Source organism: Niabella beijingensis (genome assembly GCF_020034665.1).
GTDB classification, from domain to species: Bacteria; Bacteroidota; Bacteroidia; order Chitinophagales; family Chitinophagaceae; genus Niabella; species Niabella beijingensis.
In genome coordinates, this window is the sequence record NZ_JAIQDI010000001.1 from 1,840,301 (window position 1) to 1,859,745 (window position 19,445).

The following is a 19,445-nucleotide window of genomic DNA, read 5'->3' on the forward strand; positions in this document are numbered from 1 at the left end:
AACAGGGATTTTTGATCACCCCAGCAATTTAACACATACATTTGTACGCATGAACAGACCCATTCGTGTTTTAGTTGCCAAAATAGGCCTGGACGGTCACGACCGCGGGGCAAAAGTTATTGCCACTGCGCTGCGCGATGCAGGAATGGAAGTGATCTATACCGGTCTGCGCCAGACCCCGGAAATGGTAGTGAGCACTGCCCTCCAGGAGGACGTGGATGTGATCGGTGTAAGCATCCTGAGCGGGGCCCATATGACGGTTTTTCCCAAAGTACTGGAGCTGATGAAGGAAAAAAAGATGGAGGACGTACTTATTATCGGCGGCGGCATAGTTCCCGAAGCAGATGCCGCACAATTAACCGCCATAGGCGTAGGCAGAATATTTGCCCCCGGCAGCACCACGCAATCCATAGCAGACTATATTAAAACGGAAGTAGCAAAAAAACGGAGCTTCTGAGCTCCGTTTTTACGTTAAGGGTTTAACGTATCCGACATTGAACCTTAAACCTTGAACAAAAATTAATAGGCCCTTGCAAACAGCACCCGCTCTTTAGACGGTTTGCCGGACAGGATACAGACCCCTTCTTCCTGGGGATTATCCAGCGGGATACAGCGGATAGTGGCTTTTGTTTTTTCCTTGATGGCCGCTTCGGTCTCCGCGGTACCATCCCAGTGCGCCGCAACAAAACCGCCTTTTTCATCCAGCGTTTTTACAAACTCCTCCCAGCTGTTCACCGGCGTGGTTTTCTCCTGTACAAACACCCGCGCCCGTTGCAGCATCTCGAACTGGATCTTCACCAGCAGTCCGTCCACATATTGGGAAATGCCATCCAGGTTCACCGTCTCTTTTTCGCGGGTATCGCGCCGCGCCACTTCGATCTTGTTGTTCTCCAGGTCGCGCGCACCCAGCACCAGCCTTACAGGCACCCCTTTCATTTCATACTCGGCAAATTTCCAGCCGGGGCGGTTATTGTCGCTGTCATCGTATTTTACACGAACACCTTTACTTTTAAGATTTTCCAGGATCTCCAGCGCCTTGGCGTCGATGGCCGCCTTCTGGTCGGCGCCCTTATAAATGGGGATGATCACCACCTGTAACGGGGCTATTTTGGGGGGCAGCACCAGACCCTGGTCGTCGCTGTGTGCCATGATCAATGCGCCTACCAGCCGGGTGCTTACGCCCCAGCTGCTGGCCCATACATATTCCAGCTGATTTTCTTTATTGAGGAATTTTACGTCAAAAGCCTTTGCAAAATTCTGCCCCAGGAAATGGGAAGTACCCGCCTGCAATGCTTTACCGTCCTGCATCAGCGATTCGATGCAATAGGTATCTTCTGCTCCGGCAAAGCGTTCGCTGGCTGTTTTCACACCTTTAATCACCGGCAGGGCCATAAACTCTTCCGCAAAAGTGGCATAAATATCCAGCATTTTGCGGGTTTCTTCCACCGCTTCTTCCTTGGTGGCGTGCGCGGTATGCCCCTCCTGCCATAAAAATTCTGCGGTACGCAGGAACAGACGGGTGCGCATTTCCCAGCGTACCACGTTGGCCCACTGGTTGATCAGCAGGGGCAGGTCGCGGTACGACTGGATCCAGTCTTTATAGGTACTCCAGATGATCGTTTCGCTTGTAGGCCGTACGATCAGCTCTTCTTCCAGTTTGGCTTCCGGGTCCACTACCACCCCCTTTCCATCCGGGTCGTTTTTTAACCGGTAATGGGTTACCACAGCGCATTCTTTGGCAAATCCTTCCACATGAGCGGCTTCCTTGCTCAGGAAGCTTTTCGGAATAAACAACGGGAAATAAGCATTTACGTGACCGGTATCTTTAAACATTTTGTCCAGCGCGCCCTGCATATGTTCCCAAAGGGTGTAACCATAGGGTTTGATGACCATACAGCCCCTCACCGCCGAATAATCGGCCAGACCGCCCTTTATCACCAGGTCATTGTACCATTGTGCATAATCTTCAGCTCTCGAAGTAACTTCCTTGCTCATATTTTTTGATTGTTAAATAAATTCCTTATCCCGGGGGTTTTCGGCCGGTCCCGCAGTGTGTCTGCACCCTGCCTGCGCCGCTAAAAAAACCTTGTTGCGTTTTGAACCTTTTTTACGTTAAACTCGTTGTGAATTAACAACATATTATGCATCTTTTTTAACAAAAGAACGTCAATATTAACGTAACTTTATCAGCAATTGCAAATGTATTATTTAAAAGGGTAACAATTAACTGCAATTGGTGATTAATTATAACAATCTGATTAATAAACTATTTAATATCGCCAAAATGAATATCAGAACATTGATACTGCTGCTCGGCTGCGCTTTCTTTATCGGAAGCTGTACCACAGCATACAAAACCGGACAGACACCTGACGATGTTTACAGTTCTCCCGCTCCGCCACAGGATGAATATGCGAACGTTAAAAAGTCGGATGAAAAGCGGTACCGCGATTACGACTCCTATGATGATGAGGAGTATGCAGACTATGACGACCGTTACCTGCGCATGAAAGTACGCAACCGGTACCGGTGGTCGGACCTTGACGATTGGTACTATTACGGCAACCGTTACAATTTCAGCTATTATAACAACTGGTATTACTGGAACGATCCGTTCTACTGGAACAGTCCCTGGAGCCCGGTAAGCTACTGGAACATGTATTACAACCCCTACTACTCCGGCTGGTATGGCGGCTGGGGAATGGGTATGGGCTTTGGCTGGGGTGGTGGCTGGTACAATCCCTGGTACTCCGGTTATTACGGTGGCTGGGGAATGGGCTGGGGCGGCGGCTGGTACGATCCCTGGTATACCGGCTGGTGGGGCAACCCCTACTATTACGGCTACGGACCAGGTGTTATCGTAGGCAACCGGGTGAACTACGGACCACGCCGTGCAAATCTTAATACCTACAACCCACGGGTTTTAAATGGTGGCAATCCCAACTACAGCCAGCGGAATGCATCCCTCAGAAGAGAGGCTTACAGTAACAACAACGGTTCCTATGGAGTTCGTAACAATACCAGTGTTAACACCAACCCGCGCAACTCTTCCAGCAGTGGCAGGGCCGCGGCAATAAGGGACCGCTATAACAGCCGGTACGGCAATAATAACTCCTACAATAGCGGCCGGAACAGCAATTACAGCACCCCGCGGTCGCAAACCTATACGCCGCCCAGCCGTTCTGAAAACTACAGCAGGCCAAGTGTGGATTCGCGGTCATCAAGTCCTTCCTACTCTCCTCCTGCCTCATCCGGTGGTGGTGGCGGCGGCAGAAGCAGCGGCGGATCCGGAAGAAGATTTTAATTTGTTAAACTGATTATCAATGAAGAAACTATTAATTGCGGCTATCGTTCTAACATCTGCCGGAACCGTGATGGCTCAGACACCTGAGGATGCATTGCGTTACTCCTGGCAGACAGCAACCGGAACAGCGCGGGTACAATCCCTGGGAGGTGCCAGCGGATCTATCGGAGGAGAAGTATCCACCCTGTTTTCCAACCCGGCCAACCTCGGTTTTTACAAAACGGGAGACCTGGTAATTTCAGGCGGACTGAATATGCTCAGTAATAAGACCAGTTATTACGATGGTACCGAGACCGCCAAAAAATCGGCAGGGTTCCTCGGAACTTCAGGAGTGGTTTTTGCCAGCCAGGGGCGCGGCAACAAGGCCATCAAAAGCTCTTCCTTCGGTATCGGTATCACCCGCCTTGCAGATTTTAACAACCGCCTCAGCTTTTATGGGGTCAATAATAAAAGCGCCATGGGCGATATGTTTGCAGAAAATGCCAACGCCTTCGGAGGTCATGAGCAGGACCCCTATGGTGCCGATCTTGCCTTTCAAACCTATTGGATCAACAAAGATGCAAACGGCAATTACAGTTCTCCTGCGGGCAGCATCGCACGCAGCACCGGGTTGTACCAGGAAGGTACCCTGAGAACAAACGGGGGTATTACGGAAATTGCGATTGGGGGCGGATTGAACCTGAACGATAAGGTATACCTGGGGGGATCCGTGGGTCTGCCTACCTTGAGGTATGGTGCAACAAGAACATTTGAGGAATTTGACCAAAGTGAGAATGCCACCAACCAGTTTGATTATGGTTATTTTGAAGACGACCTGGTAACAAAAGGAATGGGAGTAAATGTGAAGCTGGGCGCGGTGTTTACACCCACACAGAATTTCAGGATCGGTATTGCGGCACATACGCCTACCTGGTACAGTCTTACCGACCATTATGATGCTTATGCCGAAGCCGGATCCGAGAACAACCCGGATAACAAGGGAAAGCCGGTCAACCAATGGCGGCCGGAAGAAGAATCGGTTTATGATTATTCTTTACAGACACCTTATAAATTGCTGGGAAGCTTTACCTACCTGTTTGGGGATGTAAACAATGTTTCCAGTCAGAAGGGGCTGGTAACAGCCGACGTGGAGTATGTGAATTATATGGCCTCCAATTTCAAGGCCTATGATGAGAACGGGATCTCTGATAAAAGCTATTTCCGCGATCTGAATACTGCCATTGATGATGCTTACAAAGGTGCATTAAATGCCCGCCTGGGTGCTGAGTTAAAATTCAACACCATTATGGCCCGTATCGGTGGTGCTTATTATGGCAACCCTTATAAAAACCTGGCAGGTGAAAAAGGAAATATCTACCAGGGCTCAGCGGGTGTGGGCTACCGCAATCATGGTTTCTTTATCGATCTGGGATATATTTATACAGCAAAAGATGATGTATATTATCCTTACCGCCTGGAGAACAAAAGCAACTTTGACCCCGCTACCATTAAAGCCAGCGGATCAAGAGTGGTGCTTACACTGGGCTTTAAGATCTAAACGATGTGTGTGTGTGAAAATTTAGTTATAGGCGGGCCTCCTTCGGGAGGCCTGCTGCTTTTTGCAGGTGCCGCTTTACAGCCACCCGCAAGCATGGGTACGGTGTTATTCGCCTGTTGTTTACCGGGTAGGGCAATCACCGCTCCTTACCCCACCCACCGGGGTACCCTCCCCCACCTTAAAGGTGGGGGGCCCCACCTTTTTCCTTAGCGCACCCACCTTTTTGCTAAACTGTCGCAGCTTTTGCCTGGGGTACCCCTACCTGAGGGGGTGGGGGTACCCACCTTCGGCCATGGGTCGGTTAAGCTTTTGCCTACCCCCCACCCACCCCTTAGCAGCAAAGCCCCCACCTTTTAGGTAGGTCGTTTAAGCGTTTTGCTTCGCGGGTTTAGGTTTTTGCTCCGTCAGTTTAGGTTTGGGGCACCCCTCCCCACCTTTTGGGTACCCCCTCCCTACCCATACTGGTGGGTACAGGAGGGCTCGCATACTTTTATGGGCCGTGCCTATGACACTCCGGCGCTCCGTAGCATGTTGGTCTCCCGGAATAAATTCCGGGAGTTAAAAGATCAATCAGGCCTATGGCCTTTACAAAAATCCATTGCTAGGTTGCTGTACTGCCCCACTGCAAAGCCGTTACGATAGTTACAGGGACATAAGATGGAAAATTGTTCCTCTCCCTGGCAAACGAAAGGCCCGTGTCGTGCAGGTCGCACCCGGTCCCACATAATAGCAGGCCATGCTAATAAAAAAACCATTGGCGGGCCTCCTTCGGGGGGCATTACTTACCGCCCGAACATTTTTTCGATCTGATCCTGCTTAAACTCCAGGTAGGTAGGGTTGCCATCGGGGGCGGTGTTGAAGGGTTCGCACTGGAACAGGTCGGTTACCAGCTGCCGCATTTCCCGTTCGGTGAGGCGGTTGCCGCTTTTTACCGCCCGCTGGCGCGCCAGGGAGCGGATCAGCTTTTCCCGGTTGGAGACACGGATATCGCTGCTGAAATGTTTGTATTGCTCCAGGGTGAAATCGATCAGGTGCTTTTCATCCGTATCTTCCAGGTCGGCCGGGGTACCTTGCACCACAAAACTGTTGTTGCCAAAAGGCTCAATTTCGTAACCGAGCAGCAGCAGGTCGGGCAATAGTTCAGCCAGCAATACCGCATCCGCCGGGGAAAGCTCCAGGGTAACAGGAAACATACTTTTCTGGATGGTTACCGGAGCTCCTGCTGCCGCCTGCTTCATCTGGTGGTACAATACCCGTTCATGCGCCGCCTGCTGGTTGATGAGCAGGAAACTTTTTTCTGCCGGCATAATAATGTACGTGTTCAGCACCTGCGTCAGCTCGGTATCGCCATCGGGCTCAAACCGGTTCTTTTTTTGCTGCACCACCAGCTGTTGCTGCTGCTGCGTTTTTTCATAGTCGAACAGGGCCTCCTCTTTTGGCAATGGTGCGTAAAACTCTTTCCAGCTCTTTAACTCCTGATTAGAAGGTTTTTCGATAAAATGTGCCTGATGCTTTTGGGTAAAGCCCTGGTACAGGGTAGAGCCGGATGCTTTTTCCTTTTTATCGCTGGTAAAGGGCTGGCTTACCGACGGCAGCTGCTGAATGGAAACATCCAGGTCAAAATCCAGTGTGGGCGTAATGCTGAACTGGGCCAGTGCATGCTTTACAGCGGCCTGTACAAAGGCATAGACGATCTTCTCATCCTCAAATTTAATCTCCTGCTTGGTGGGGTGCACATTTACATCCACCTGTGTGGGATCCAGGTCGATAAACAATACATACATCGGGAAGCTGTCGCCGGGCAACAGCTCCTGGTATGCATTCATCACCGCATGATTCAGGTACGCGCTTCGGATAAAACGGTTGTTGACAAAAAAATACTGATCCCCGCGGGTTTTCTTGGCCGTTTCCGGCTTACCGGTAAACCCGTGGATGTTCATATAATCCGTCTGCTCCGTAACAGACACCATCTTTGCATTATAGGTATTGCCCAATAGCTGGATGATGCGTTGCTTCAGGCTCCCCGGCTCCAGGTGCATCAGCTGCTGCCCGTTGCTGGTAAGCGTGAACAGGATATGCGGAAAGGCCATCGTAACCCTTGTAAACTCATCCACAATATGCCGCATTTCCGCCGCATTGCTTTTTAAAAAATTCCGCCGCGCCGGCACATTAAAGAACAGGTTCTTCATTGCAATACTGGTACCATTGGGAGCGGCCACGGGCTCCTGTGTTACCACCGTACTGTTCTCCACCTCAATACAGGTACCCGTTTCGTCCTCTGCCCGTTTTGTTTTCAGCTCCACCTGCGCCACAGCAGCAATGGAGGCCAGCGCCTCCCCGCGGAACCCCATGGTGTGGATGTGGAAAAGGTCGTCGATATTCCGGATTTTGGAGGTAGCATGCCGTTCAAAGCACATACGGGCGTCGGTCTCACTCATCCCGCTGCCATTGTCGATCACCTGCAACAGGGCTTTGCCGGCATCCACCACAATCAGCTGGATGGCTGTGGCTCCGGCATCCACCGCATTTTCCAGCAGCTCTTTTACGGCGCTGGACGGGCGCTGGATCACCTCACCGGCGGCAATCTGGTTGGCAATATTATCAGGTAGTAAAAGGATCTTATCGGCCACAGTATCTAAAAATTTGAATCGGTAAAGGTACGTTTTCCTGCGGATATCATTTTGCGTTCAGGAAAAGAAATCCCTTATATCTGTTCAGAGATATGGGATGCAGCTTTCAGTACGGTAAGGCAGGGGATCAGAAGGAGATCGTCTTACGCAGCAGTTTTGATTTGATTTTCCCCTTCCTGCTTTCCTGTAAAATGAATTTACTGCCATCAGCATAATAAGTGACTACTTCTTTATCAGCAGGGTTCACGATAAAATACTCTTTAACGCCAAAGGTTTCGTATAAGTTTTTCTTCAGTTGCAGGTCGTGTTTTTTGTTGCCCGACAACACCTCCACTATCAGGTCAGGCGCACCTTTTACTTTACCGCCCTGAATGATAGAGCGGTTTTCATTTGCAATAAAAACGATATCCGGTTGCACGGCATTATTGCTGCCCAGGTAAACGTCTATCGGTGAAAAGACGCATATGCCCAAATTCTGCTTTTTTACATGGAGGTTTATTTCTGTAAATAAATCTGCAAGTAGCTGTTGGTGTTCAAAGGTTGGTGCGGGTGACATATAAAGTACATTATCGATGACTTCCGCAAGGGTTCCTTCCGGAAGCATTTCATATACTTCCATAGCGGTTCTTGGCGGAGGTTGGTATTTTTTTTGTGCCATTGTAGCTCCCATATCAGCAAGTTACAAAATTATAGGTTCACAAAGATTTCATCCCGCCGTTTTCACCAAATCTTTATTTTTGCGGTTCGCAATGTCTCACCTTATTGTGATCTGAAGGCGGAGTAAAAATTCAAAAAAATTATGAGCAAAGGACCTGTTTCTCAATTTATTGAACATCATTACAGACACTTTAATGCTGCGGCCCTGATGGATGCTGCCAAAGGCTATGTTACCCATCTTGAAGAAGGGGGCAAAATGATGATCACCCTTGCCGGGGCGATGAGCACTGCCGAACTGGGCATTTCTCTGGCAGAAATGATCCGCCAGGATAAAGTACAGATCATCTCCTGCACCGGCGCCAACCTGGAAGAGGATGTGATGAACCTTGTGGCACATTCACACTACAAACGTGTTCCCAACTACCGCGACCTGACACCAAAAGAAGAATGGGAACTGCTGGAGAACCATTACAACCGGGTGACCGATACCTGTATCCCGGAAGAAGAAGCCTTCCGCCGGTTGCAGCAACACCTGGTAAAGCAGTGGACGGAAGCAGAAGCAAAAGGAGAACGTTATTTTCCGCATGAATTTTTATATAAAACCGTGTTAAGCGGCGAGCTGGAACAATACTATGAGATCGATCCCAAAGACAGCTGGATCATCGCTGCCGCAGAAAAAAATATCCCGATCGTAGTACCGGGCTGGGAAGACAGCACCACCGGGAATATTTTTGCCAGCTATGTCATTAAAGGAGAACTGAAAGCCAGCACCGTTAAAAGCGGTATCGAATACATGGCCTGGCTGGCCGACTGGTACCGGAACAACAGTGCTGGCAAAGGCGTGGGCTTTTTCCAGATCGGCGGTGGTATTGCCGGTGACTTCCCCATCTGCGTGGTGCCCATGATGTACCAGGACCTGGAATGGCACGACGTACCCTTCTGGAGCTATTTCTGCCAGATCAGTGACAGCACTACTTCTTATGGTTCGTACTCCGGTGCGGTTCCCAATGAAAAGATCACCTGGGGTAAGCTGGACATCGACACCCCTAAATACATTATTGAAAGCGATGCTACCATTGTGGCACCGCTGGTATTTGCCTGGATCCTGGGCTGGTAGATTCAACCGGCTTATAATAAAAAAAGCGGCGCTGATGATCAGTGCCGCTTTTTTATTGCAACTGATTTTTATGCGTTGTTGTTAAAAGAGGCCCTGCTCTTTTTCCTGCTGCAGTTTCTTTGCATTGGGGATCCCTTTAACGATAATGGCGATGATAGCGATCTTGATAATAAAGCCTCCCAGCAGTCCTTTAAGGAAACCGGATGCCCCATCGGCCGATCCGTTTACAAAAGCTACCAGTAAAATGTAAAGCAGGTACAGCACCAGTCCCGTTACCAGCGCCAGGTAAGGCTTTTGCCGGGTCCATAAGGCCAGCCCGACAAAGATCGCTGCAATTACAAACGCAAAAATGAACACGGTAAGATTAAAGCCCCCCAGCTGAAAATAAGAAACCCCCATTTCCGTTACAAAAATGATCCCGGCTACCCAAAAAAGCGCGTTCCGGGCCTTTTTTATCGCGGTAGCGTATTCCGCCATCTCAAATTGTTTGATCGCAGCCATTTCCGCAAAAAGGCTTTCCTCCTTTTGCTCAGTAGTATTTGGTTCCATTAGTTTTTATTTATCAGGTAAAATAATCCTCGTTAACTGATATGAAAAGATAATAAAAAATCATCGCCCGTCAAAGATCCGGGGCCTGTACATTCCTATTGTTATGAAACAGGAGAACAGCTTGCCGCAGTTTATTGTGCCTGTTCCGGCAGCTTCAGGTCCCGCTTCAGCATCTCATCCCTGTTGGCCATTTCCCAGGCGGTGTAAAAGATCATCTGCGCTCTTTTAGCCATCAGCGGAAAATTGATCTTCTCAATGGTATCCGTTGGTTTGTGATAATCCGCTTTCAGCATCCCGTCATAAAAGAAAAGAATGGGAACCCCTTTGCGTGCAAAATTATAATGATCGCTGCGGTAATAGATCCGCTCCTGATCATTGGGATCATCAAATTTATAATCCAGCACCAGTTTGGTATACTTATTATTCATGTCTTCATTGATCACCGGCAGATCCGTGCTCAGCTTGTCGTGCCCGATCACATAAATATAGTTCAGCGTGTCGGCAGTTTCTCTTTCCGTGTCCACGCGCCCGATCATATCAATATTCAGGTCGGCAGTGGTCTTATCCAGCGGAAAAACAGGATGCTCTGAATAATATTCCGATCCCCAGAGCCCTTTTTCCTCACCGCTTACGGTCATAAATACAATGGTTCTCCGAGGACCCTTACCCGCTTTTTTGGCCAGGGCAAAGGCTTGCGCCATTTCCAGTACACTCACGGTCCCGGATCCGTCATCATCTGCGCCATAATAAATATTTCCCTCTGCATCTTTTCCCACATGATCATAGTGGGCGGTTATAAAAAGGTATTCATCTTTTTTATCGGTACCCTCAATCACACCCAGCACATTGGAAGCAGTGGCCTTGTCATTTTGCAGCTTGTAGTTAAGTGTAACGGGCGCCTGGTTCATCTGCAAGGTCACCTGTCCGTTATCCAAAGCTTCCTTCATTTCAGCATAGCTATGGTTGCTTACTTTTTCAACCACATTGCTGCCGATAAAAAAAACGGGGGCTTCCTTTGGGCCTGTTTCATTTTCCCAGTCGGGCTTATAGCCCACTGTATTCTTTGTAAAAGGAGGGATATTTTCCGTAGTTATAAATACCGCGGCGGCACCTTTTTGCCAGGCATTCCGGATCTTTGAGGACATTGAAGTAGACGCCATCCTTCCCTGCTGGGAGGGGGTAAATCCTTTGGGTGTACCTGAAACAAGCACCACCAGTTTCCCTTTTACATCCAGACCGGTATAATCATCCCGGTTATTGTCTACAATCCCGTATCCGACAAAAGCATATTCATCATACTTCAGCTGTATGTCTTCATTATTGGTATACAGGGGTGCCACATCTTTGAATGCTTCAAACTTTATCCCGTCAATGGTCAGTTCCAGTGCGGTCAATGAATCTTTTTTCAGCTGGTAGGTTTGCCGGTAGCTGCCGTTATTGCCCGGTGCCAGTCCCATTGCTTTAAATTGCGCGGTAATATACTCGGCCGTCTTTTCCAGACCGGGGGAGGGTGTATTACGCCCTTCCATCTCTGCACTTGCTACAATGCTTAAGTGCTTTTTCAGGTCCTGGGTAGTGATCGACTTTGCAAAAACAGAAGGGTCCGCTTTTTTCTGAGCCATTCCGGTGGTTGCAATACAAACAGCTGCTGCTGCTAAAAAAGGCTTTATCATAGCTTTTATTTTCAGTATTGGTGATACAGTGTTATTTCATACCGGGGCCTCCCGGTTTATCCGCAGCTTATTTTGGATACCCGGTTCTCATGACGGCCGCCTTCAAATTCGGTAGCAATAAAGGCTTCCACCATCACCTCGGCAACATCTTCCGGGATAAAGCGGGCCGGGATGCACAGCACATTCGCATTATTGTGCTTGCGCGCCAGCTCGGCGATCTCCTTATCCCAGCACAGCGCGGCCCTTACTCCCTGGTGCTTATTGGCCGTAATGGCAACCCCGTTGCCGCTTCCGCAAAGCAGGATGCCAAAGGCATATTCCCCGCTTTCTACCGCCGCCGCAACCGGATGTGCAAAATCGGGGTAATCGGCCGACTCTGTAGAGTGCGCTCCAAAATCCTTAAATGCAAGCCCCTTTCCTTCCAGGAAGGAAATGACATATTGCTTGTACTCAAACCCCGCATGGTCGCTGCCAATGGCCACGGGTTTTGTAAGATCAAATGTTGTTTCCATAACAAGTATTTTTAGCTCCACTCCTGTGGGTTTTCCAGTTTATTTCTTCGCTCGATCTTTGAGGCCAGTGCCACACTCACTTCAAAAAGAATGTACAACGGAGCCGTAACCACTGCCAGGCTGAACGGATCTGTTGTAGGTGTAATGATGGCCGCCGCGATAAGAATGACCACAAACGCATGCCGGCGGTATTTTTTCAATACGGTGCCGGTAAGGATCCCTGATTTGGCCAGCAGTAATACCAGGAGCGGCAGCTGGAACAGCACCCCGATCCCGACGGTAGTATAGATCACATTTTCCAGGTAATCCGAAAAAGTAGGGATGATCTCAATTTGCGCACTCAGCTTATAGTTAAAATAAAAATTCACCATCAGCGGGGTAAGGATAAAATAACCGAAAGCCACCCCTAAAAAAAACAATATGGATACCCAAACAATGATGCCGGAGGTACCCTTCCGCTCTTTGTCGGACAACGCCGGCCTTACAAAGCGCCAGATCTCCCAGAAGATATACGGGAAAGCCAGTATAAACCCACCTACAAATGCTACGGTAAACGAAGCTATGAACTGACCGGTCATGGTAGTTTCCTGGAAACGGGGTTCGCTTTTAAAGCAAAGCCCATCGCCGATTCCTACTTTTTGGCCGATTTTACAGAGCCACTCCACGGAAATAAAATCACCTCGCGTAGGGCCGAAAATAATGTCATCCACAAAAAAATTGGAAAACATAAAAACAAGGATCGCGCAGATCACCACAGCGATCACGCTGCGTATCAAATGCCACCTTAAAATTTCCAGGTGATCTATAAAGGACATCTCATCCTCACCACCACTCCTTTTCTTTAAAAAATCCAGTAAAGCCATCGTATATCAAAATGGAGGACAAAGATGCATATAAAAAGTCCAAAAGAGCCGCTTTTGCCGCATCTATTTTAATTTTTTCACTTTTACCATCTCTATCCGTGTGTCATTCACCCCAAGGATATCAAATTCAAAATCACCGATGATGATCCGCTCCTTCTGTGCGGGAATGGTTTCATAGAAGTTGATGATGTATCCGGACAGTGTTTCGGCATCTTCCTTGTTCTCAAATTCAAAGTCGTATTTGTTTTCCAGGTGGTCCAGCTCCATCCGCCCGGAAAAAATATATTCGTCCTCTGCGATCCTTTTTTCCACAAACTGCTGGGTATCATATTCATCCCAGATCTCTCCAAACAGTTCTTCCAGTACATCTTCCATGGTGATGATCCCTGCAGTGCCACCAAATTCATCCACCACCCAGGCAATACTTTTCGATTCTTTGCTGAATTTATTGATCAGGCCCACAGCCGTCATGCTTTCCGGAACCGCAATGATCGGGATGAGGATCGACTCAATATCCCTGGGTTTTTTAAACAGGTCCAGCTCATGCACAAACCCCAGGATATTGTCAATATTGTTTTCATAAACAATAACCCGGCTTCGTTTCGTTTCAACAAATTTTGCCATCAGCGTTTCAACGGGGGCATTGATATCTACCGCAGTGATCTCCTTTCTTGGCACCATGCTCTGGCGTATTTTGATATTGGCCAGTTCCTGTGCATTTTCAAGCAAATGGGTGCTCGTTTCCTCCCTCAGGGCCCTGCGGCTGTCGCGGAACATGAATTGCAGGTCGTTCCGGTCGAAAGGGGATTTGCCCTTGTCCAGCCGCACATTGAACACATATTTCAGGATCCAGTTGGAGAGCCGGAATAATGCTGCCGTAACAGGGTACAGCAGCCATAAAAAGAAATTGATGATCACTGCCAGGCGGCTGAGCAGGGTATTGCTGTTGGCCCGGAAAACCGCTCTGGGAATGAATTCTACAAATATGAGGATGATCAGCGTATTGAACGTGATCTCCAGCAGGATCTGTGCCGGCCGGGAATTGATACCGCTTTTTTGCCAGAAAGGTATCAGTACCTCGCTTGTCTGCAATACAAAAATGGTAAGTGCCGTGATATAACCGATCACAGTGGTTCCCCAGAAGATTGCCGGTGCATCCACGAATTTACCCAGCAACTTTCCCGTTAAACTGCCCTGTTTCCTTTTCAGTTCAATATTCAGCCGGCTGGCGCCAAAAAAAGCCATTTCCACTCCGGCAAAGAAGATCATGAACAGCAAAGAAACGATCCACATTAATAGCTGCCATTCCATATGATAAAGATATAAAAATGCTAGATGAAACGCTTTACTTTACAAAGGGATACCCAGGAATTTCCGTACCAACGCCTCCGTTTCCGCACAGGCTTCCTCCAGATCGTCATTTACCACCACCTTATTAAAATGATTGATAAAGGAAAGCTCATATTCCGCCTTATTCAAGCGGGTCTGCAGCGACTCCTCGCTTTCACTTCCTCTTGAGATCAGGCGTCTTCTCAGTTCTTTTACAGACGGGGGTTCGATAAAAACAGACAGGCTTTCCTCTGGATATTGCTCCTGTACATGAATGGCGCCTTTTACATCAATATCCAGCAGCGGGTACTGATTTTTTTTCCATAGCCGGTGCAATTCGCTTTTCAGGGTGCCATAGTATTTTCCTTCATAAACCATTTCCCATTCAATAAACTCGTTGGCCTTGATCTTTTTGGTGAATTCATCCACACTGATAAAGTAATAATCCCTGCCATTTACCTCACCGGCCCGGGCCTCCCGGGTAGCGGCCGAAATAGAAAAGGCCAGCTGCGGGATCTTTTTCAACAGGTGGTGGGTGATGGATGTTTTACCGGCACCTGAAGGAGCAGTAAGAATAATAATTTTATGCTGCTCTTTGGAGCCGGAAGCTAACGGTGAATACAAAAACAAAGGATTGCTAAATGCCATGCACTTGCAAAATACTAAATTATACCGACTGCGCAAATAATAACCTGCCGCGGCAGTAATGCGGGTCTTCAGATCCGGAAAACAGCATTATACGAACGCCGGAGCAACCCGGATGCTGCCTGCTAAAACCCCTTGTTATCGGTTGTCTGGTATTTTAAAAGACTGGGGCAGCCGCCGGTAGCTTCTTTATCCACAAGAATGTAGAAGGTAGGGATCTTTTTCTGAAGCCATTTATCGAGCTCTACATTTTTCTTTTGATTCAACGCCATTTCCGCTATTTTGGCATAGTCGTCATTCATGTTCAGCCGGTGCGGCTCCGAACGGGACTTGAGGTAAACCAGCCGTACACCTTTCTTACCCTGGTCGTTGGTAAAATTCACCGGTTTGGAAACCTCACCTACTTTCATGTCCTTTATCGTGTTCACCATGTCCTTATCCAGGGCGTCGATGGTCACATAAGTGGATCCATCCCTGTTCAGCACAAAAGGACCATAGTTCTTCACATTCTCATCGTCGCTGTATTTATAGGCGGCATCCTTAAAACTGATCTTACTGGTCTCGATATCTGCACGCACCGAATCCAGCTTTGTGTGTGCCGCGCTGAGTTCGGTTTCGGTAACCGGCGGCACCCGGAGGATCATTTTGATCTGGGCATTATCCCCGCGGCGGCTTACCTGCTGGATCAGGAAGTAACCAAAACGGTTAGACTTCACCGGAAGCGAGATCTCACCAGCCTTTAAGCGGAATGCTGTGGAAAGGAAAACAGGGTCCCAGGTCGACTTGTCCGAACGGTTCACCTCATAGGTTCCTCCGCGCTCCTTGCTTCCCGGATCTTCCGAAACACGCTTGGCCAATGCCTCAAAAGTGGTAGCGCCGGACTCGATCTGCTTTTTATAATTCATCACTTCATTATAAATATATTCCTCCACATCCTTGGATGCCGGCGGCAGTATAGAGATCTGTCCTACTTCTATTTCCGACTCAAGAAAGGGCAGACTGTCAGCAGGTACTTTATCAAAAAAGGCTTTTACTTCCGTGGGTGTGATGTGCACTTCGCTTACCACCTTATTCCGCATCCGCTCCCCGAGCATCTGTTCTTTGATCATCGGGCGGCTGTCGTCCTTCAGCTGGTATACGGTTTTACCCGCAATGGTTTCCAGTTCAGCCTGGCTCCCGAACTGCATGATCCAGTTCCGCACCCGGAGGTCCAGCTGGGCCTCTACTTCTTCATCGGTAAGCGGTATCGAGTCCCGCTCCGCCTGCAGGGCCAGGATCTTGGAAAGCATGGTTTGTTCCATGATCATACAGGGTGCTTCGGGAGATACTTTTTCCCCGCTGCGGACCATGTCCTGCATGGCATTACTGACATCAGATTGCAGGATAATGCGGTCGCCGACCACACCTAATATCTTATCAACAACCACCTTTTGCGACTGGCCCTGAGCCATACCCGCAACGGCGATGAAAATACTTAAAGCAGTCAGGATTCCTTTTACTGAAAAAAGCTGAATTCTTTTTTTCATAATAAACATAGATCAAAAATAGCACTGCCCGGGGCTCTCCGCACCAGACAGACCTGTATTTAACAAAGTTTTTTACCCTTCCGATTCAACGAAAAACACCAGCCGGACAACCGGCTGATGTTCTGATTAGTTACGATTCTTTCCCGGGGCCGGGTTACAATGTTCGTTTCACTTCTTCCAGCTCGTAAGCTTCCACCACATCCCCTACCCGGATATCATTGTAGTTCTTAACGGTTAAACCGCACTCCATACCCATCAGCACTTCCTTGGCATCATCTTTAAACCGCTTCAGCGATCCCAGTTCTGCCACCGCATTTTCGCCGGTAGGATAGATCACGATACCATCCCGGATCAGACGCACTTTATTGTCGCGTTTGATGCGGCCTTCCAGCACATAACATCCTGCCACCACGGCCTTATCAAATTTGAACACCTCACGGATTTCCACGTTCCCCACAATTTTTTCCTTCATGGTAGGCTCCAGCATGCCCTCCATAGCGCTCTTCACCTCATCGATGGCGGTATAGATAATGGAGTACATCTTGATTTCGATGCCGGCATTGCCAGCCAGCTGGGATGCCTGCTGGGATGGACGTACGTTAAAGGCGATCACGATCGCATCGGAGGCTTCCGCAAGTACGATATCACTTTCATTGATCTGTCCTACCCCTTTATGGATCACATTTACCAGGATTTCTTCGGTAGAAAGTTTCTGCAGTGAGTCGCTCAGCGCCTCTACAGAACCATCCACGTCCCCTTTGATGATCACATTCAGTTCCTTAAAGTTACCCAGTGCCAGACGGCGGCCGATCTCATCCAGGGTAATGTGTTTCTTGGTACGCATGCCCTGCTCACGCAGGATCTGGGAGCGGCGGTTGGCAATGCTCTTGGCCTCCGCTTCCTCTTCATATACCTTGAATTTCTCACCTGCCTGCGGAGCACCGTTCAGACCCAACACAACCGCCGGAGCCGAAGGGCCCGCAGCGTCTTCTCGTTTGTTCCGCTCGTTGAACATCGCCTTAACCCGGCCGAAGTACTGACCACTTACGATCAGATCACCCGGGTGCAGGGTACCATTCTCCACAAGGAGTGTGGCCACATAACCACGACCCTTATCCAGCGTTGCTTCAATAATAGTACCGGTAGCTTCCCGGTCGGGGTTTGCTTTCAGATCAAGCAATTCTGCTTCCAGCAATATTTTTTCCAGCAGCTTATCTACATTAAGCCCCTGCTTGGCACTCAGTTCCTGGCTCTGGAACTTACCGCCCCATTCTTCCACCAGGATGTTCATCTGCGACAGCTGCTCATAGATCTTTTGTGGGTTGGCGCCATCTTTATCGATCTTGTTGACCGCAAAGATCATAGGCACACCTGCAGCCTGTGCGTGGCTGATCGCCTCTTTTGTCTGCGGCATCACCGCATCATCGGCAGCCACCACGATCACTGCTATATCCGTAACCTTCGCACCACGGGCACGCATGGCGGTAAAGGCCTCGTGTCCCGGTGTATCCAGGAAGGTGATTTCTTTTCCGTCGGCCACCTTTACCCGGTAGGCACCGATGTGCTGTGTGATCCCTCCGGCCTCACCGGCTACCACATTGGCATTCCGGATATAATCCAGCAGCGAGGTCTTACCATGGTCAACGTGTCCCATGATCGTAACGATCGGACTTCTCGGAACCAGGTCGGCTTCATCATCCTCGTCATCCGCTTCCTCTTCCATCTCCATCTGCTGCTCCATATCAATAAAGGACACATCAAATCCGAATTCACTCGCCACCAGCTCGATCACTTCCGCATCCAGGCGCTGGTTGATCGACACCATGATTCCCAGGCTCATACATTTGCTGATCACATCTGCAAAACTCACATCCATCAGGCTCGCCAGTTCACTTACGCTGATAAATTCGGTTACCCGTAATGTTTTATCAACGCCTTCTTCCTCCATCGCTTCGGCAGCCTCATTCCGCTTATCCCTGCGCGCTTTCGCCCGCATGCTTTTCTGTTTATTACCACCGCCGCCGCTCAGCTTGGCCTGGGTTTCACGTATTTTTTCCTGGATCTCTTTCTCATCAATCTGCTTCTCTTCGCGGTGCGGACGGTGACGGTCTCTGAAACCGCCTTTACCATGATGCCCTCCGCCGCCGTGCTGGTGGTGACCACCGCTCCGGCCATCCTGCTTCTGCTGGCCACCGCCCTGCGTTCTGCGCTGGTCGGGGTCGGCTTTTACTTCTTTCTTTTCGATCGGGATACGTTTCCGCTTCCGCTTCTCGTCCCGCTTCGGACGGGTATCGCTATCTACCGGCAGCTGAATTTTGCCCAGGATCTTAGGTCCTTCAATTTTTTCTGCCTGGATATTGGAGATCTGGATCTCCGCAGGCTTTTCTTCTTCCACCGGAGGGGGCGTTTCCTTAACCGGTGCCTTTTCCTCAACGGGAGGCTGTGCGGGTTCGGGCTTCACTTCAGCAGGCACTTCTGCTTTCTGCTGTGGCTGTTCTGCCGCAGGCGCTTCTTTTTTTGCCGCTTTTTTGGGGCGGGTCGAAAAATCGATCGCCGAAAGATCGATCTTGCTGATGATCTTTGGCCCTCCGATATCCGGAGCCTGTACCTTGGATACAGGCGCTTCTTTTTCTTCTTCCTCCTTTTTGGGTGTTTCCGCAGCCGGCACAACAGGTTCCGGTTCTGCAGCAGGCGCTTCATTCACCGGCTTCGGTACTTCAGCTGTTTGCTGTGGAACCTCCTCTTCTGTAACAGGTGCTGCCGCTTCAGCCACAGGTGGTTCTTCTTTTGTTGCCTGGCGGACGGGTTTAGCCGGTTCTTCCTCCTCACGACGCTTTTTGCCTTCGCCACCCAATCCTTTCGGTAAATCTACCTGGTCGCTGATAATTTTCGCGGCCTTATCGCTATGAAATCCCTGCTGCAGCGCCACATACATTGCATCTGTCAGCTTAGAGGAGGGTTTCAGCTCATCTTTTTCAAACCCTTTACCCACTAAGAACTCAACAAGTGTATCCTGGCCAATGTTAAATTCCTTAGCCGCTTGTAATAATCTTGGAAGTTTCTTTTCTGCCATAAAATTTTTTATCCCTTGTCCGCCGCAGCG

At 49.2% G+C, this 19,445-nt stretch carries 15 protein-coding genes; 4 read left to right on the forward strand and 11 right to left on the reverse strand.

What is annotated here, in order from left to right:
• Positions 1 to 49: 49 nt before the first annotated feature.
• Complete coding sequence (locus K7B07_RS07720) at positions 50 to 457, forward strand: cobalamin B12-binding domain-containing protein (RefSeq protein ID WP_223708708.1); 408 nt, start codon at positions 50 to 52, stop codon at positions 455 to 457.
• A gap of 62 nt (positions 458 to 519) precedes the next feature.
• On the opposite strand, the gene proS is transcribed toward K7B07_RS07720, so the two are convergent.
• Positions 520 to 1,995 (reverse strand): proline--tRNA ligase, encoded by a 1,476-nt coding sequence (gene proS, locus K7B07_RS07725; RefSeq protein ID WP_223708709.1) that lies wholly within the window; start codon positions 1,993 to 1,995, stop codon positions 520 to 522.
• A gap of 289 nt (positions 1,996 to 2,284) precedes the next feature.
• Between proS and K7B07_RS07730 the strand changes: the two genes are divergently transcribed.
• On the forward strand, positions 2,285 to 3,304 hold the full coding sequence (locus K7B07_RS07730) for a hypothetical protein (RefSeq protein WP_223708710.1): 1,020 nt from the start codon (positions 2,285 to 2,287) through the stop codon (positions 3,302 to 3,304).
• Between the two features lie 19 nt (positions 3,305 to 3,323).
• Complete coding sequence (locus K7B07_RS07735) at positions 3,324 to 4,841, forward strand: OmpP1/FadL family transporter (protein WP_223708711.1); 1,518 nt, start codon at positions 3,324 to 3,326, stop codon at positions 4,839 to 4,841.
• A 782-nt stretch (positions 4,842 to 5,623) separates the two neighbouring features.
• Here the strand turns inward: K7B07_RS07735 and mutL are convergent.
• Complete coding sequence (mutL, locus tag K7B07_RS07740; RefSeq protein ID WP_223708712.1) at positions 5,624 to 7,471, reverse strand: DNA mismatch repair endonuclease MutL; 1,848 nt, start codon at positions 7,469 to 7,471, stop codon at positions 5,624 to 5,626.
• A 127-nt stretch (positions 7,472 to 7,598) separates the two neighbouring features.
• Positions 7,599 to 8,141: a Uma2 family endonuclease gene (locus K7B07_RS07745; protein ID WP_223708713.1), complete on the reverse strand. Its 543-nt coding sequence runs from the start codon at positions 8,139 to 8,141 to the stop codon at positions 7,599 to 7,601.
• Between the two features lie 129 nt (positions 8,142 to 8,270).
• Here K7B07_RS07745 and K7B07_RS07750 point away from each other — a divergent pair, with 129 nt between their 5' ends.
• The gene (locus tag K7B07_RS07750) at positions 8,271 to 9,245 is read left to right on the forward strand and encodes a deoxyhypusine synthase family protein (protein WP_223708714.1); all 975 of its coding nucleotides are present in this window, start codon (positions 8,271 to 8,273) and stop codon (positions 9,243 to 9,245) included.
• Positions 9,246 to 9,326: 81 nt separating this feature from the next.
• Here the strand turns inward: K7B07_RS07750 and K7B07_RS07755 are convergent, their stop codons facing one another.
• From K7B07_RS07755 to infB, 8 genes are all read right to left on the reverse strand, one after another.
• Complete coding sequence (locus K7B07_RS07755) at positions 9,327 to 9,794, reverse strand: hypothetical protein (protein ID WP_223708716.1); 468 nt, start codon at positions 9,792 to 9,794, stop codon at positions 9,327 to 9,329.
• Positions 9,795 to 9,925: 131 nt separating this feature from the next.
• A complete protein-coding gene (locus K7B07_RS07760) occupies positions 9,926 to 11,467 on the reverse strand; it encodes a M28 family peptidase (RefSeq protein ID WP_223708717.1) in 1,542 nt (513 codons plus the stop codon).
• Between the two features lie 56 nt (positions 11,468 to 11,523).
• Complete coding sequence (rpiB, locus tag K7B07_RS07765) at positions 11,524 to 11,979, reverse strand: ribose 5-phosphate isomerase B (protein WP_223708720.1); 456 nt, start codon at positions 11,977 to 11,979, stop codon at positions 11,524 to 11,526.
• Positions 11,980 to 11,990: 11 nt separating this feature from the next.
• Positions 11,991 to 12,842, reverse strand: coding sequence for a twin-arginine translocase subunit TatC (gene tatC, locus K7B07_RS07770; protein WP_223708722.1), 852 nt, complete (start codon positions 12,840 to 12,842; stop codon positions 11,991 to 11,993).
• Between the two features lie 63 nt (positions 12,843 to 12,905).
• A complete protein-coding gene (locus K7B07_RS07775) occupies positions 12,906 to 14,153 on the reverse strand; it encodes a hemolysin family protein (protein ID WP_223708723.1) in 1,248 nt (415 codons plus the stop codon).
• Positions 14,154 to 14,192: 39 nt separating this feature from the next.
• Complete coding sequence (gene gmk, locus K7B07_RS07780) at positions 14,193 to 14,795, reverse strand: guanylate kinase (RefSeq protein ID WP_223708725.1); 603 nt, start codon at positions 14,793 to 14,795, stop codon at positions 14,193 to 14,195.
• Between the two features lie 146 nt (positions 14,796 to 14,941).
• The gene (locus tag K7B07_RS07785) at positions 14,942 to 16,342 is read right to left on the reverse strand and encodes a peptidylprolyl isomerase (protein WP_223708727.1); all 1,401 of its coding nucleotides are present in this window, start codon (positions 16,340 to 16,342) and stop codon (positions 14,942 to 14,944) included.
• 154 nt (positions 16,343 to 16,496) lie between these two features.
• Positions 16,497 to 19,415, reverse strand: coding sequence for a translation initiation factor IF-2 (infB, locus tag K7B07_RS07790; RefSeq protein WP_223708728.1), 2,919 nt, complete (start codon positions 19,413 to 19,415; stop codon positions 16,497 to 16,499).
• Positions 19,416 to 19,445 lie beyond the last annotated feature (30 nt).